Genomic DNA, 14807 nt, shown 5'->3' with positions numbered 1-14807 from the left:
TATATTCTTATATTCTTATATTTGTGAGGGGTATATATGTGTGGCAGGAAAAACTATGTATAGAATGACCATATTACAATAGGCTATTAATGATTGAAATAAATTTTATAATATTGGTTATATTTATAGAGATAAAAGATTTGATTTTATATTCAGGAGGGATATTTTAAATGTAAATTATTTTATGGTTAATCATGATATGAGGAATTATTGTATGATATTTTTATGTGTTCAATTGGCTTATATACCCTATGGATTTCAAGATGCATCGCGACGGCAAAGGAGCGAATCCCCGGGAGCATAGAGAACTATGTGACCGGGGTGAGTGAGTGCAGCCAACAAAGAGGCAACTTGAAAGATGACGGGTATAAACCTATTCCCTGAAGTTATTGCCTGTAAAGGGCTTTTATCTAAAATTGAATTATTTGAGAAGGAAGAAAATTAAATTATCGACCTAAATAACCATCCCAATCTTTCCAGACTGGTTGTAACCCGGCTTTAATTAACGCGTCCGCGACCTGATAGACAGAACGGTTATCATGCGGAGTAAATTGCTCCAATTCTTCGTGGCTACTATCTGCGTAACCACCGGGTTGGGTTTTCGAACCAGCGCTAACATTGTTGATTGCCAGTGGTATGACATGATCGCGGAAGAATGGAGATTCACGGGTAGAAATAGAAAGCTCAACATCTGGCGCAAATAGCCGAAAAGCACAAATCAGTTGTACCAGTTCTGCTTCACTCATCAGCGATGCGGGCTCAATGCCTCCAGCGCAGGGCCGCAAACGTGGGAATGAAATAGAGTAACGGCTCTGCCAGTATGTACGTTGCAGAAAGAATAAATGCTCAGCCACCATATAGCAGTCTGTTCGCCAATGACTAGAGAGACCAATCAGTGCTCCTAAACCGATTTTATCGATTTTTGCACGGCCAAGGCGATCGGGTGTTGCTAATCGCCAGTGAAAATCCCGTTTCTTACCTTGTAGATGATGCAACAGGTAAGTTGGCTCATGATAGGTTTCCTGATAAACCATCACACCATCTAGCCCCAGAGTTTTTAATTCTGAGTACTCTTCCTGCGTCATGGGCTGGACTTCCATCATTATCGAACTGAAATATTCGCGGATAAGCGGCAGATAGCGGCGGAAATAATCCATACCAACCTTGCTCTGATGTTCTCCAGTGACTAATAACAGGTTGTCGAAGCCTAACGCTTTAATCGCCTGACATTCGGCAATAATTTCATCTTTATTCAGTGTTTTGCGTTTGATGCGGTTGCTCATTGAGAATCCGCAATAGGTGCAGTCATTGGCACACAAATTGGAGAGATAAAGTGGTACATAAAAACCAACGGTGTTACCGAAGCGTTGACGAGTCAGTTTCTGTGCCCGTTGTGCCAGTGGTTCGATATAGGGTTTCGCTGCCGGAGATAGCAAGGCCATGAAATCATCCAGATTTAATTTGTGACTGCTTAATGCCCGTTCAACATTCTGCGCAGTTTTGCTATTAATGCGAAGGGTAATATCATCCCAGTCCAATTGCTGCCAGCGGTAACTAAAACTACCGCTCATAAGATGATGAATCATCAAAATGCCCCTAGAAAATCGGTCAATGGACTGGATGCGACAGCATGTTGTTTTGGACTTGCCAGGCCCGCTTGATAGGATAATTCACCCGCTTCAATCGCTATTTTGAAGGCTTGAGCCATTTTGACTGGATTACGCGCAACGGCAATGGCAGTGTTGACTAATACGGCATCCGCGCCCAGTTCAATCGCTTCCAATGCATGGCTTGGCGCACCGATGCCGGCATCAATGACCACCGGCACTTGTGCTTGCTCGATAATAATTTGCAGGAAATCTCGGGTGAGTAGCCCCTGATTGGAGCCGATCGGTGCGCCTAAAGGCATGACCGCCGCGCAACCCACTTCTTCCAGACGCTTACACAAAACGGGATCAGCACTGCAATATGGCAGAACGACAAACCCGTCTTTAACCAACATTTCTGCGCCTTTGAGGGTTTCAACCGGGTCAGGCAATAAGTATTTCACATCAGGATGGATCTCCAATTTGATCCAGTTGGTCGCCAGTGCTTCACGGGCCAGACGAGCAGCAAACAGGGCTTCTTCTGCGGTTTTGGCCCCGGAAGTATTTGGCAGCAATTTAACGCCAAGTTTCTGCAATGGCGCCAAAATAGCGTCATTACCGCTCTGCAAATCAATACGTTTCATCGCCATCGTGACAAGCTGGCTGCCGGAAGCGGCTATAGCCTGAGTCATTAAATTTGCATTGGCGAATTTGCCTGTACCGGTAAATAGACGGGAATGAAAAGTCGTATCAGCAATTTTTAACATATCAACCTCCAGCAATAGCCTGAAATAAAAGGATATTGTCTCCATCATTAATTCGATGCGTATTCCACTCTGAACGCGGAATAATGGTTTGATTAATAGCCAGCGCCATTCCCGGTTGTATTTGTTCAAGTTGTTCTAGCAATTGCTGTATAGCCAGAGGAGCCATAAGCTCCATCGGCTGGTCGTTTACCGTAATTTTCATCTAATATCTCCGCAAATCGGGCATTGCTGCGACGGGTTAAGCTGTAGTGTGCTCCAGCTTTGCTGTTTACCATCAAACAGTCGGAGTTTGCCGCTTAACGGAGAGGGAAGCCCAGTTAACATTTTGATGGCTTCTAATGCCTGTAATGTGCCGATAATACCGACTACCGGACCTAATACCCCCGCAGTTCGGCAATTTCGTAGTGGTTCTTCCTGTTCAGGGTAGAGACAACTATAGCAGCCATGAAGATAAGGGGGTTCAAATACCATAAGTTGGCCGCTAAAACCGACAGCGCTGCCGCTAATTAATGGTTTTCGCGTTGCCACACAAGCAGCATTGATCGCGTGGCGGGTTGTCATGTTGTCACTGCAATCGAGAACCAGATCGACTTGTTTTACGATTGTTATCAGAGATTCCAGGTTTTGACGTTGATTAAGGACTATTGTTTTTATCAACGGATTCAATGCATTGAGTTGATTGGCTGCAAGTTCAGCTTTTGCAGAAGGGATCTCTTCGGTGCGGTAAAGTATTTGCCGTTGTAAATTGGAGATGTGCAATTGGTCATCATCAGCGAGATAAATTGTTCCCACACCTGCCCCGGCCAGATAGAGAGAAGCGGGAGCGCCTAGCCCGCCCAGTCCGACAATCAGTACGCGGCTGGATTTCAGTTTTTCCTGCCCTTCCGGGCCAATATCTTCGAGTAACAGTTGTCGGCTGTAACGCATAAATTCTTGATCATTCAGCATAAGAACCTCTCTATCCCTTCAACTTAATGCCTTCAACCAGATGAAGCAGTTGTGCAGTTGCCTGACGCCAATCTTTTGCTTTGGTAATTGCGCTCACCAGCGCCACACTGCCGACTCCCGTTGCAATGACATCCGGTACGCGCTCAAGAGAAATGCCGCCGATGGCGACAGTGGGATAGTCTGGTGTGTTTTCTACCTGCCGTTTCAGTGCTTCCAGTCCTTGTGGGGAAGATGGCATCTCTTTGGTCGTGGTTGGGAAAATGTGGCCGAGAGCGATATAAGACGGCCGCAGAGATTTTGCTAGCGCCAACTCTTGTTCATCGTGGGTAGAGATGCCTAACCGCAATCCCGTTTTTTGGATGGCGCTTAGATCAGCGATCGCTAAATCTTCCTGCCCCAGATGGACACCATAAGCGCCATGCTTTATTGCCAGTCGCCAGTAGTCGTTAATAAACAAACGAGCGTTATATTGGCGGCTGAGCATAATGGCTTGTTGAATGTCTTCCTCCACTTGATCTTCTGGTAGATCTTTAATTCTCAACTGAATTGTGGTGACGCCTGCTTTTAACAAACGGGAAATCCACTCTAGCGAATCCACGACTGGATACAGCCCCAATCTGTGTTTAGTTGGGGCGAATGGCGCGTTAGGCAGATTGTTCATGGGATACATCCTCTACGCTGTGATACAACTCGCTACCGTGGGCGCGGAATGCTTCAGACATCTGTTCCATACCCGCAGCGTAATCGCGTACTTCCTGAGAAATCTTCATAGAACAGAATTTAGGCCCGCACATAGAACAGAAATGCGCAATTTTACCGGAGGCTTGTGGCAGGGTTTCATCGTGATAGGCGCGAGCAATATCGGGATCGAGCGCCAGATTAAATTGATCTTCCCAACGGAATTCAAAACGTGCTTTAGACATGGCGTTATCGCGGATTTGCGCGCCCGGATGGCCTTTGGCGAGATCGGCGGCGTGAGCAGCAATTTTGTAGGTAATCAGCCCTTGTTTAACATCATCTTTGTTTGGCAAACCGAGGTGTTCTTTTGGCGTTACATAACAGAGCATGGCGCAGCCAAACCAGCCGATCATGGCTGCGCCGATGCCGGAAGTGAAATGGTCATAACCGGGTGCAATATCTGTTGTGAGTGGGCCAAGGGTATAGAAAGGGGCTTCGTGGCAATGTTCCAATTCTTCCGTCATATTGCGGCGGATCATCTGCATAGGAATATGTCCCGGACCTTCGATCATCACCTGAACATCATATTCCCAGGCAATTTTGGTCAGTTCACCTAATGTGTGTAGTTCTGCAAACTGCGCTTCATCGTTGGCATCTTGAATAGAGCCGGGGCGTAGGCCGTCTCCCAATGATAGGGAAACATCATAAGCGGCGCAGATTTCACAAATTTCACGGAAATGTTGGTAGAGGAAGTTTTCTTGATGATGAGACAGGCACCATTTCGCCATAATTGAACCACCGCGGGAAACAATTCCAGTGAGGCGTTTGGCTGTCATCGGTACATAGCGAAGCAGTACACCGGCATGAATGGTGAAGTAATCTACCCCTTGTTCTGCTTGTTCCAGCAAGGTATCACGGAATATTTCCCAGGTGAGATTTTCCGCTACGCCATTGACTTTCTCCAGTGCCTGATAAATAGGGACTGTACCGATGGGAACCGGGCTGTTACGTAAGATCCATTCGCGAGTTTCGTGGATATAACGGCCAGTAGAGAGATCCATGACCGTATCTGCGCCCCAACGAGTAGACCAGATTAACTTTTCTACTTCTTCCTCAATAGAAGAGGTGACAGAAGAGTTACCGATATTAGCGTTAACCTTCACCAGAAAATTGCGACCAATAATCATCGGTTCTGATTCAGGGTGATTAATATTGGCGGGAATAATTGCCCGACCGGCTGCGACTTCCTGACGGACAAATTCTGGCGTGATATTTTCCGGCAACTGAGCGCCAAAACTTTGTCCAGCATGTTGTTGGCGTAACACATCACCGCGGATACGTTCGCGTCCCATATTTTCCCGCAGTGCGATAAATTCCATTTCCGGTGTGATGATGCCTTTACGGGCGTAGTGCAGTTGAGTAACGCATTTGCCTTTACGGGCTTTTAATGGATGGGGGCGATTATTGAAACGCAAATGATCGAGACCGGCATCCGTCAGGCGTTGCTGCGTAAAATCGGAACTGAGGGTAGCGACAGGTTCAGTATTTTGGCGTTCGGCGATCCACGGTTGGCGTAGTTTGGTTAACCCAACATGTACATCCAGTTTGGCATCAGGATCGCCATAAGCGCCGGAAGTATCATAAACCGGGATGGCTTCGTTTTCTTCATACTGAGGCTCTTCTTTGGTGCCGCCAATTAACGTGGGCGATAATTGGATTTCACGCATTGGAACTTGGATATCGTCGCGGGAACCTTGAAGATAAATTCGTCGTGAATTTGGGAATGTCACTCCTTGAATAGAATTAATAAATTCTTGAGCAGCATCACGTTGTGCTTTACGTGGGCGTGCCGGATTGGGTTTTGGCGAGATATCGGTTGTAGGGATAACATTATTATGAGACATAGCAAATTCCTAACTGTGTTATTGGGAAAGTTGCTTGTCTGGAGCTCGCAGGGAGTAATAATTGATGGCTGGACAGACCCGTGAAAAATTGGGTGGGCTGACAGCGGTTGATTACTCTTGTTCCCTTCGCAGGTATTAACCCGATCAGGTTCCGCGGATCCCGAATTAACGGTCTCAGCCTGTGTATGCTGCGATAAGACAGCTTACGCTAGGCACTCCGACAAGAAAGTAAGCAGTAGTATAGAAGGGATTGTGAAAACTACAACCCTTACTGATTGAAAGTATTTACAGTGACCAGATTAATTGTTTCCAGCCATGTTGTTGTGCTTGGGTTTTTAAACGGGTATCGGCATTGACCGTAATTACCTCATCGGCAAATTGACACATTGGTAGATCATTAATTGAATCACTGTAAAAACGAATAATTTCAGGATAATTATTTTGTTGTTCCAGCCACTGTTTTATTCGTTCGACTTTCCCTTCACGAAAAGTCGCAATACCGTCTATTTGGCCGGTATAACAGCCATTTTCCACCACCATATCAATGCCCAGAGCAGTGTGAATGCCCAATTCGATAGCAATCTTTTTCACAATAAAAGAAACTGTAGCTGAGATGATCATCACTGGGACTTGCTGCTGTTGATACTCAGCAACAAGAGCTTTGGCTTGCGGGTAAAATCGAGGTCTGATTTTTTCGTTAACAAATTCAGTTAGCCAAAGGTCAACTTGTTGTTGTGGAATTTGATGCAGTGTTTGCAGGCTAAATGCCAGATAACCACTCATATCCAGTGAACCAGCGTTGTAATCAGCCATCATTTTTTTATCTGCTTCGATAAAACTTGGATCAGTAATGATGCCTTTTTCCCATAAAAACCCTGTCCATATAGCGCTGGAATCCCCGGAAATTAAGGTGTCATCCAGATCAAACACGGCAAGCAGTTGTGACATGGTGTTGTGCTCCTCAGGTCAAAGTATATTGATAGTTGAGAATAACGCTTATTACAGTTAAATCGAGCAATATGGTATATGGCAATAGTAATAAAGCACGCTTTTTTGATTAAAAAGCGTATGATTTATACAGATATTAAAATTAAGATCCCATAATGATGATGCAACAACAAGTAACAGATATAGAACGGGGCTGGTGGGTTATCAGCGATGAAAATCGTATTTGGCTCCCTAAAGGCGAATTACCTTTTGGCATGGCAACTCAATGGTCTCTGCAAGGAAAAATAGCCTTGCCTATTGGTGAGTGGCAAGGTGAGAAAGTTTGGCTTATTCGTCAGAAAATGGCTGCAAATATGGTTTCTTTACGAAACATTATTTCAAGTGAGCGCGGTTTATTTCAATTAGCTGGCCGGGGAGTGCAATTGGCGGAGTTTTATCGCTCTCATCAATATTGTGGTTATTGCGGTAGTGAAATGCATCATAGTATTAATGAATGGGCTTGTTTGTGTCATCACTGCCATGAACGTTATTATCCGCAGATTGCACCTTGTATTATTGTCGGTATTCGTCGGGATGATCATATTTTGCTGGCTCAACACCAACGTCATCGTGGAGGCATATATACAGTTCTTGCGGGATTTGTTGAAGTCGGTGAAACACTCGAAGAAGCTGTGGCCCGTGAAGTGATGGAAGAGAGTAATATTAAAATTCGCAACTTACGTTATGTGGCTTCTCAACCGTGGCCTTTTCCTCATTCATTGATGATGGCATTTCTGGCTGATTATGACGGTGGTGAGATTCGCCATGATCCGAAAGAGCTAATTAGCGCAGATTGGTATCACTATGATCAACTGCCATTGATTCCGCCACACAATACTATTGCCCGTCGGCTGATTGAAGATACGGTTGCTCTGTGCCGAAATACATAATGTACAGTTGCGCAATTCAACGGGAGAGATCTACCTATCATGTTACAATGGCGTCTAATCATTGTAGTCAGATTATATTGCGGCCAATAAATAGATGGAGCCTGTCATGAATGAGCTGAAAAACGACCGTTATTTGCGAGCTTTACTACGTCAACCCGTTGATGTTACACCTGTTTGGATGATGCGCCAGGCTGGCCGCTATTTACCTGAGTATCAAGCTACTCGTGCTGAAGCCGGTGATTTTATTTCTTTGTGTAAAAACACTGAACTCGCTTGTGAAGTTACTTTACAACCTTTGCGGCGTTATCCGCTGGATGCGGCGATTCTCTTCTCTGATATTCTCACCATTCCTGATGCTATGGGACTGGGGCTCTATTTTGAAGCAGGCGAGGGGCCACGTTTTAAATCTCCGGTTTTCAGTCGTGCTGATGTGGAAAAACTGTCGGTGCCTGATCCAGAAATGGAACTGGGTTATGTGATGGATGCAGTACGCGCGATTCGTAAGGCGTTGGCGGGTCAGGTTCCTTTGATTGGCTTTTCCGGTAGTCCGTGGACACTGGCGACTTATATGGTGGAAGGTGGCAGCAGTAAAGCATTCACTAAAATCAAAAAAATGATGTATGCCGAACCTACCGTAATGCATTTGTTGCTGGATAAGCTGGCAGACAGCGTTATTCTTTATCTCAATGCTCAGATTAAAGCAGGCGCTCAGTCTGTAATGATTTTCGATACTTGGGGGGGAGTATTGACGGGGCGGGATTATCGGGAGTTTTCCTTGCATTATATGCACAAAATTGTTGATGGCCTGATCCGTGAAAATGAAAGTCGTCGTGTGCCGGTGACACTGTTTACTAAAGGTGGCGGGCAATGGCTGGAAGCAATGGCTGAAACCGGTTGTGATGCGCTTGGTTTGGACTGGACGGCAGATATTGCCGATGCACGCCGTCGTGTGGGAAATAAAGTCGCTTTGCAGGGCAACATGGACCCATCCATGTTATACGCTTCTCCAGAGCGGATTGAACAGGAAGTTTCGACAATTTTGCAAGGTTTTGGGACAGGTTCTGGTCATGTCTTTAACCTTGGTCATGGTATCCATCAGGATGTGCTGCCGGAACACGCGGGTGTATTTGTTGAGGCGGTACATAAACTTTCAGCTAAATATCATCAGTAAAAATATGATTAATACGAAAGCGTTACGTCAGGAACAAATAGAAAAAGCTCAACAAGTTATCCGTTATGATGATTTTTCCCCACCTAAATTGATTGCTGGCGCTGATGTGGGTTTCGAACAACAGGGGGCGATTACTCGCGCAGCGATAGCGGTTCTTTCTTATCCTACCCTTGAACTGGTGGAATATCAGGTAGCCCGCATTGACACTACGCTGCCTTATATCCCCGGTTTACTCTCTTTCCGTGAATACCCTGCATTGATGGCTGCCTGGCAGTTGTTGAAACACATACCTGATCTGGTGATGGTGGATGGTCATGGCATTGCTCATCCACGCCGTTTAGGTGTTGCCAGCCATTTTGGTTTATTGGCGAATGTACCTACCATTGGTGTGGCGAAACGTCGTTTATGTGGTGAAAGTGAGCCATTGGGAGAACAGCCCGGCAGTTGCCAACCTTTGTTTGATAAAGAGGAACAGATTGGTTGGGTATGGCGAAGTAAAAAACGTTGTAATCCATTGTATATTTCTACAGGGCACCGAGTCAGTCTTGATAGTGCATTGCTATGGGTGGAACGTTGTATGAAAGGTTATCGCTTGCCTGAAACAACCCGTTGGGCAGATGGCGCAGCCTCAAATAGGCCATTTTTTGAACAAATGATACAGAAAAATCCTTAAATTCGGTGTAAGCGTGTGGATATTCTTGAATTTCAGGTAAACTGCGGAGCAAATTGTGCATAATGAGTAAAAACTAATGTTACGAAACCCGATACATTTACGGCTGGAAAAACTTGAAGGCTGGCAGCATCTGACCTTTATGGCAAGTCTGTGCGAGCGGATGTATCCAAATTACCAGATGTTCTGTCGCCAGACAGCGTTTGCAGAACCTGCTCTTTACCGCCGTATTCTGGATTTGGTATGGGAAATATTAGTTGTAAAAGATGCCAAGGTGAATTTTGATAATCAGCTGGAAAAGTTGGAACAAGTTATTCCCTCAGCGGATGATTACGATATTTATGGTGTGTACCCGGCAATTGATGCATGTATTGCATTAGGGGAAACTATTCATGCTCGTCTGAGTGGTGAAACATTGGAGCATGCAATTGCAGTGAGTGAAATTTCAATTCGCACCGTTGCGATGCTTGAAATGACTCAGGCCGGAAAAGAAATGACCGATGAAGAACTGAGAATGTTACCTGCTATTGAACAAGAGTGGGATATCCAATGGGAAATTTATCGCTTATTGGTTAGCTGCGAAGAGCGGGATATTGAGTTGATTAAAGGATTGAAAGCTGACCTCCGGGAGTCAGGAACGAGTAACATTGGTATAAATTTAACGCAGTAAAGTGAAAAAACGTGATTTAATGCTTTAAATGCCATGCTCAAAGGCTTCACTTTTGCCCCCACTCTGTTCTACATTTGGGGGGTGAAAAGAAGTGGCTATCGGTGCGTGTATGCAGGGGTGCTGTCATTCGGCATATCCGTCGCACTCGATGCTTTGCAAACGATAAACACACTGTAAGGATAATCTATGAATAAGACTGAATTAGTTGATGCAATCGCAGAAAGCACAGACCTGACTAAAGCTCAGGCAAAAGCTGCTCTGGAATCAACTTTGAATGCAATCACCGAATCCCTGAAAGCGGGCGATTCAGTACAACTGGTCGGTTTTGGTACTTTCAAAGTTAACCACCGTGCAGAACGTACTGGTCGCAACCCGCAAACCGGTAAAGAAATTACAATCGCGGCTGCAAACGTACCTGCATTTTCTGCTGGTAAGGCTCTGAAAGACGCAGTTAAATAATTTCATTGCAAAAAAGAAAAAATAGAAGGGGTATTATTTATCCCCTTTTGTTGGTTCGTCAGGGGCTGATGACACTAGGATTCGTCTTCGCGCTCAGCGCCTGTACCAATCAACCTAAAGAACCTTCTTTCAGCGCAAGTGGATTCATTGCCGATGATGGCGTTGTCCGCTTGTGGCGTCTCAACGATCAGAATAGTAAACCTCAGGTGCTGATGAGTGTGTACAGCCCCTACCGTAATGACAATACCGTCGTGACTTTTTATGAATATAAGCAGGGCGATTTGCGCCAAATTCGTCGTGAGATTTTGAATGATAAAAATCCACTGTCTGAACAGCTTCGTTTGGATAAATCCGGTGATGTGATTTTTATGCAAAAACAGTCGAAAACGCGGCGTGAATTACTTTCCAGCGATGATATTGTTCGTATGCAGTTTGACGCTAAACGGACGCTTGAATTAAGTGATGCGTTAATAGTGGGAAATGTGCGTTTGATGCAAGGGCGCTGGAATAACGGTAAAGTCACTACTTGTGCAGGTGAAACGATTTCTGTCGAGTTTGAACCTTACGCGAGATCATGGCTTGAGCAGCGCGAAAAAAGCAGCTACGGCCAATTAACTATTGCCTGGTTGGAAGCGCCTGCTGGTCGCGAATTATTGTTGGTAGCCAATAATGACTTTTGTCGTTGGGAACCGACGAAGGACAGCCTCTGACCTTCGTCAATTTTATGATTACTTCAACCGGTTAATTGCCCGATATCCGATATCCTTGCGGTAAAAACAGCTATTCCATTCAATCTCTTCTGCTTGTTGGTAAGCATTTCTCTGTGCATCTATAATAGTTTCTCCCAATGCTGTAGCACACAGAACGCGTCCACCTGCGGTAACCACGTCATTGCCTTGCATTGCTGTACCTGCATGGAAAACCTTGCTGCTTTCATTTTCTTGTTGGGGCAAGCCATGAATAATATCCCCTTTGCGATAATCAGCAGGGTACCCGCCGGCAGCAAGTACTACCCCCAGAGCAGGGCGCTCATCCCAATGAGAAGTTTTACCAGCAAGCTCGCCTTTTGCTCCGGCCAAACAGAGTTCAACAAGATCAGAACGCATACGCATCATGATGGGTTGAGTTTCCGGATCGCCAAAGCGGCAGTTAAATTCAATGACTTTCGGTTCGCCATTTTCGTTGATCATCAAACCGGCATAAAGAAAACCAGTATAGACATGGCCCTCAGCAGCCATACCATTAACAGTAGGATAAATAATTTCTTCCATAATACGCTGGTGGATTTCATCGGTGACGACTGGAGCGGGAGAATAGGCTCCCATACCGCCGGTATTTGGACCCGTGTCTTCGTCACCTACGCGTTTATGATCCTGACTGGTTGCCATTGGAATAACATTCTTGCCATCGACCATAACGATAAAACTAGCTTCTTCACCGGCTAAAAACTCTTCAATAACAATACGGTGGCCTGCATCGCCAAATGCATTTCCGGCTAGCATATCTTTTATCGCGGATTGGGCTTCTTCCAGTGTCGTTGCAACAATTACACCTTTACCCGCAGCCAGCCCGTCAGCTTTTATAACAATAGGGACGCCGACTTTATCCAGGTAGGCAAGAGCCGGTTCGATTTCGGTAAAATTCTGATAAGCCGCAGTTGGAATTTGATGGCGAGCCAGAAAATCTTTGGTGAAGGCTTTTGAACCTTCCAATTGAGCGGCAGCTTGAGTTGGACCAAAAATAGTCAATCCCGCTTTTTGGAATGCATCGACGATACCTATCACCAACGGTGCTTCAGGGCCAACGATAGTCAGTCCAATATCATGGCTTTGAGCAAATACTAACAAACCGTTGATATCTGTCGCTGAGATGTCAACATTTTCGAGATTGCTTTCTAGAGCAGTTCCTGCATTTCCTGGAGCGACATAGACTTTACCAGCTAAAGGAGATTGAGCTGCTTTCCATGCCAGAGCATGTTCGCGTCCACCGCTACCAACAATTAAAATATTCATCAGATTAACTCCTGCTATTGATTAGTGGCGAAAATGGCGCATGCCGGTGAAAATCATAGCAATACCGTGCTCATCAGCCGCAGTAACCACCTCGTCGTCACGGATTGAACCGCCGGGTTGGATAATGCAACTCACGCCGACAGCCGCGGCGGCATCAATGCCGTCACGGAATGGAAAAAAGGCGTCAGACGCCATTGCGCATCCCTGAACTTCTAAGCCTTCATCGGCTGCTTTGATTCCCGCGATTTTTGCGGAATAGACACGGCTCATTTGGCCTGCGCCAATACCGATGGTCATATCATTTTTTGCGTAAACAATGGCATTGGATTTGACAAACTTAGCAACCTTCCAGCAAAACAGAGCATCTTTCATTTCTTGCTCAGTGGGTTGACGTTTGGAAACTACACGTAAGTTAGTTGCTGCTACCATGCCAAGATCGCGATCTTGTACCAGCAGACCGCCATTAACTCGTTTAAAATCAAGGCCAGCAATTCGGGTTTCCCATTCACCACATACCAGAACGCGGACATTTTGCTTGGTAGCCAGCACCGGTAATACATCTTTATTTACTGAAGGAGCGATAATTACCTCGACGAATTGACGGTCGATAATGGCTTGTGCAGTTTTAGTGTCAAGTTCGCGGTTGAAAGCAATAATACCGCCGAAAGCGGAGGTTGGATCTGTTTTGAATGCGCGATCATAAGCTTCATGGATATCTTTCCCAATTGCTACACCGCATGGGTTAGCGTGCTTAACAATAACGCACGCAGGCTCCGCGAATTCCTTAACGCATTCCAGCGCTGCATCGGTATCAGCAATGTTATTATAGGAAAGCGCCTTGCCTTGTAACTGAGTTGCAGTTGCAATAGATGATTCAGAGAGATTTTCTTCTATATAGAAAGCGGCGTCCTGATGGCTGTTCTCACCGTAACGCATATCCTGCTTTTTAGTAAAGTTTAAATTCAGAGTACGGGGGAAACGTCCTGATGGCTGAGTTGTATCACCATAATAAGAAGGAACTAGTTTGCCAAAATAGTTAGCAATCATGCTGTCATAAGCAGCAGTGTGTTCAAAAGCTTTAATGGCTAAATCGAAGCGAGTCGATTGTGTTAACGACCCCTGATTGTTGTCCATCTCTTCAATGATTTTTTCATAATCATTGCTGTTAACCACAATTGCTACATCTTTATGGTTCTTCGCCGCAGAACGAACCATAGTTGGACCGCCGATATCAATGTTTTCAACAGCATCTGCCAAAGTACAATCCGGTTTAGCTACGGTCTGAGCGAATGGATATAGATTCACAACCACCATATCGATCGGTGAGATTTGGTGTTGCGCCATGATTTCATCATCTTGTCCACGGCGGCCAAGGATTCCGCCATGTACTTTAGGATGCAAGGTCTTAACACGGCCATCCATCATTTCAGGAAAGCCGGTGTAATCTGAAACTTCGGTAACCTTTAGATCTGATTCAGCGAGTAAACGAGCTGTGCCGCCAGTAGAAAGCAATTCGACACCGCGTTGAGATAAGGCTTTTGCAAATTCAACAACCCCTGATTTATCGGAAACACTAAGCAGGGCACGACGGATTGGACGAAGCTGTTGCATTGATTTGATCCCTTGGATTTTGTCAGGCAGTAACATGTTATTGGGAAGAACCCACTATAATCAGGACACAAAAAATGGGCACTGCAATAACATTTCAATATAGTCAGATAAAATCACTTGATGATTTTAACCACCGAATTGTAACGAAAACGTTTGCGTGATGCTCGATAAATTTTCATTCAACTAGTCATATGTGGATAAATCTGTTGGTAAGTGGGTATAAAGTAGAGCTTTGCTGTGGGATTAATCAAACGATCAATTTTTTTCAAAATAATTATTGCCAGCATCGAAGAATCCCCTATAATGCGCCACCACTGACCGACACAACGCTGATAAACATTGTGAGGTCGGGCAGAGAAAAAGCGAATAAGCGCTTGACTCTGCGGGCGAAAAGCGTAGTATACGCAGCCCGGCTGACCGAGAATATTAATTTTTATGTCAGCCTGCTCAATCT

General features: G+C 45.2%; 16 protein-coding genes and 1 riboswitch. Of the genes, 6 read left to right on the top strand and 10 right to left on the bottom strand.

The genetic code is table 11. From position 1 onward, the window contains the following. Positions 1 to 446: 446 nt before the first annotated feature. The 7 genes from thiH to V2H77_RS02765 form a co-directional block, all read right to left on the bottom strand. Positions 447 to 1571 carry a 2-iminoacetate synthase ThiH gene (thiH, locus tag V2H77_RS02795; protein WP_341497588.1) on the bottom strand — a complete coding sequence of 375 codons (1125 nt, stop codon included), beginning with the start codon at positions 1569 to 1571 and terminating at the stop codon, positions 447 to 449. A gap of 14 nt (positions 1572 to 1585) precedes the next feature. After that, positions 1586 to 2353, bottom strand: a complete 768-nt coding sequence (locus V2H77_RS02790; RefSeq protein ID WP_341497586.1) for a thiazole synthase — start codon at positions 2351 to 2353, stop codon at positions 1586 to 1588. 1 nt (position 2354) lies between these two features. After that, entirely contained in the window at positions 2355 to 2555 is a 201-nt protein-coding gene (thiS, locus tag V2H77_RS02785; RefSeq protein ID WP_341497585.1) for a sulfur carrier protein ThiS, read from the bottom strand. Further along, a complete protein-coding gene (locus tag V2H77_RS02780) occupies positions 2552 to 3301 on the bottom strand; it encodes a HesA/MoeB/ThiF family protein (protein ID WP_341497584.1) in 750 nt (249 codons plus the stop codon). Before V2H77_RS02780 ends, thiS begins: the two co-directional genes overlap by 4 nt. Before the next feature lie 10 nt (positions 3302 to 3311). Beyond that, the gene (gene thiE, locus V2H77_RS02775; protein WP_341497583.1) at positions 3312 to 3962 is read right to left on the bottom strand and encodes a thiamine phosphate synthase; all 651 of its coding nucleotides are present in this window, start codon (positions 3960 to 3962) and stop codon (positions 3312 to 3314) included. Then, positions 3946 to 5883, bottom strand: coding sequence for a phosphomethylpyrimidine synthase ThiC (gene thiC, locus V2H77_RS02770; protein ID WP_341497582.1), 1938 nt, complete (start codon positions 5881 to 5883; stop codon positions 3946 to 3948). Before thiC ends, thiE begins: the two co-directional genes overlap by 17 nt. A 104-nt stretch (positions 5884 to 5987) precedes the next feature. After that, a riboswitch (TPP riboswitch) is annotated at positions 5988 to 6113 on the bottom strand. Positions 6114 to 6168: 55 nt separating this feature from the next. Beyond that, positions 6169 to 6831 carry an HAD family hydrolase gene (locus tag V2H77_RS02765; RefSeq protein ID WP_341497581.1) on the bottom strand — a complete coding sequence of 221 codons (663 nt, stop codon included), beginning with the start codon at positions 6829 to 6831 and terminating at the stop codon, positions 6169 to 6171. A gap of 161 nt (positions 6832 to 6992) precedes the next feature. Between V2H77_RS02765 and nudC the strand changes: the two genes are divergently transcribed. The 6 genes from nudC to V2H77_RS02735 all read left to right on the top strand — a co-directional run bounded on the left by nudC (position 6993) and on the right by V2H77_RS02735 (position 11440). After that, the gene (gene nudC / locus V2H77_RS02760; protein WP_341497587.1) at positions 6993 to 7760 is read left to right on the top strand and encodes an NAD(+) diphosphatase; all 768 of its coding nucleotides are present in this window, start codon (positions 6993 to 6995) and stop codon (positions 7758 to 7760) included. 106 nt (positions 7761 to 7866) lie between these two features. Next, positions 7867 to 8931 (top strand): uroporphyrinogen decarboxylase, encoded by a 1065-nt coding sequence (gene hemE / locus V2H77_RS02755; protein WP_341497580.1) that lies wholly within the window; start codon positions 7867 to 7869, stop codon positions 8929 to 8931. Between the two features lie 4 nt (positions 8932 to 8935). Beyond that, positions 8936 to 9604, top strand: coding sequence for a deoxyribonuclease V (gene nfi / locus V2H77_RS02750; protein ID WP_341497579.1), 669 nt, complete (start codon positions 8936 to 8938; stop codon positions 9602 to 9604). A 76-nt stretch (positions 9605 to 9680) separates the two neighbouring features. Beyond that, positions 9681 to 10271: a YjaG family protein gene (locus V2H77_RS02745; RefSeq protein WP_341497578.1), complete on the top strand. Its 591-nt coding sequence runs from the start codon at positions 9681 to 9683 to the stop codon at positions 10269 to 10271. 186 nt (positions 10272 to 10457) lie between these two features. Continuing rightward, a complete protein-coding gene (gene hupA / locus V2H77_RS02740) occupies positions 10458 to 10730 on the top strand; it encodes a nucleoid-associated protein HU-alpha (protein WP_012776594.1) in 273 nt (90 codons plus the stop codon). Positions 10731 to 10798: 68 nt separating this feature from the next. Further along, positions 10799 to 11440 carry a DUF1481 domain-containing protein gene (locus tag V2H77_RS02735; RefSeq protein ID WP_341497577.1) on the top strand — a complete coding sequence of 214 codons (642 nt, stop codon included), beginning with the start codon at positions 10799 to 10801 and terminating at the stop codon, positions 11438 to 11440. A gap of 18 nt (positions 11441 to 11458) precedes the next feature. Here the strand turns inward: V2H77_RS02735 and purD are convergent, their stop codons facing one another. The 3 genes from purD to V2H77_RS02720 form a co-directional block, all read right to left on the bottom strand. After that, complete coding sequence (gene purD / locus V2H77_RS02730; protein WP_341497576.1) at positions 11459 to 12742, bottom strand: phosphoribosylamine--glycine ligase; 1284 nt, start codon at positions 12740 to 12742, stop codon at positions 11459 to 11461. A gap of 21 nt (positions 12743 to 12763) precedes the next feature. Next, complete coding sequence (purH, locus tag V2H77_RS02725; RefSeq protein WP_341497575.1) at positions 12764 to 14353, bottom strand: bifunctional phosphoribosylaminoimidazolecarboxamide formyltransferase/IMP cyclohydrolase; 1590 nt, start codon at positions 14351 to 14353, stop codon at positions 12764 to 12766. 179 nt (positions 14354 to 14532) lie between these two features. Next, on the bottom strand, positions 14533 to 14807 hold a 275-nt coding region (locus tag V2H77_RS02720; RefSeq protein ID WP_341497574.1), incomplete at its 5' end, for a hypothetical protein.

The sequence above is a fragment of the Photorhabdus sp. P32 genome (assembly GCF_038085095.1).
GTDB classification, from domain to species: Bacteria; Pseudomonadota; Gammaproteobacteria; order Enterobacterales; family Enterobacteriaceae; genus Photorhabdus; species Photorhabdus luminescens.
Note: the sequence above shows the minus strand (reverse complement) of the source record. Positions and strands in the feature narration are given on the sequence as shown.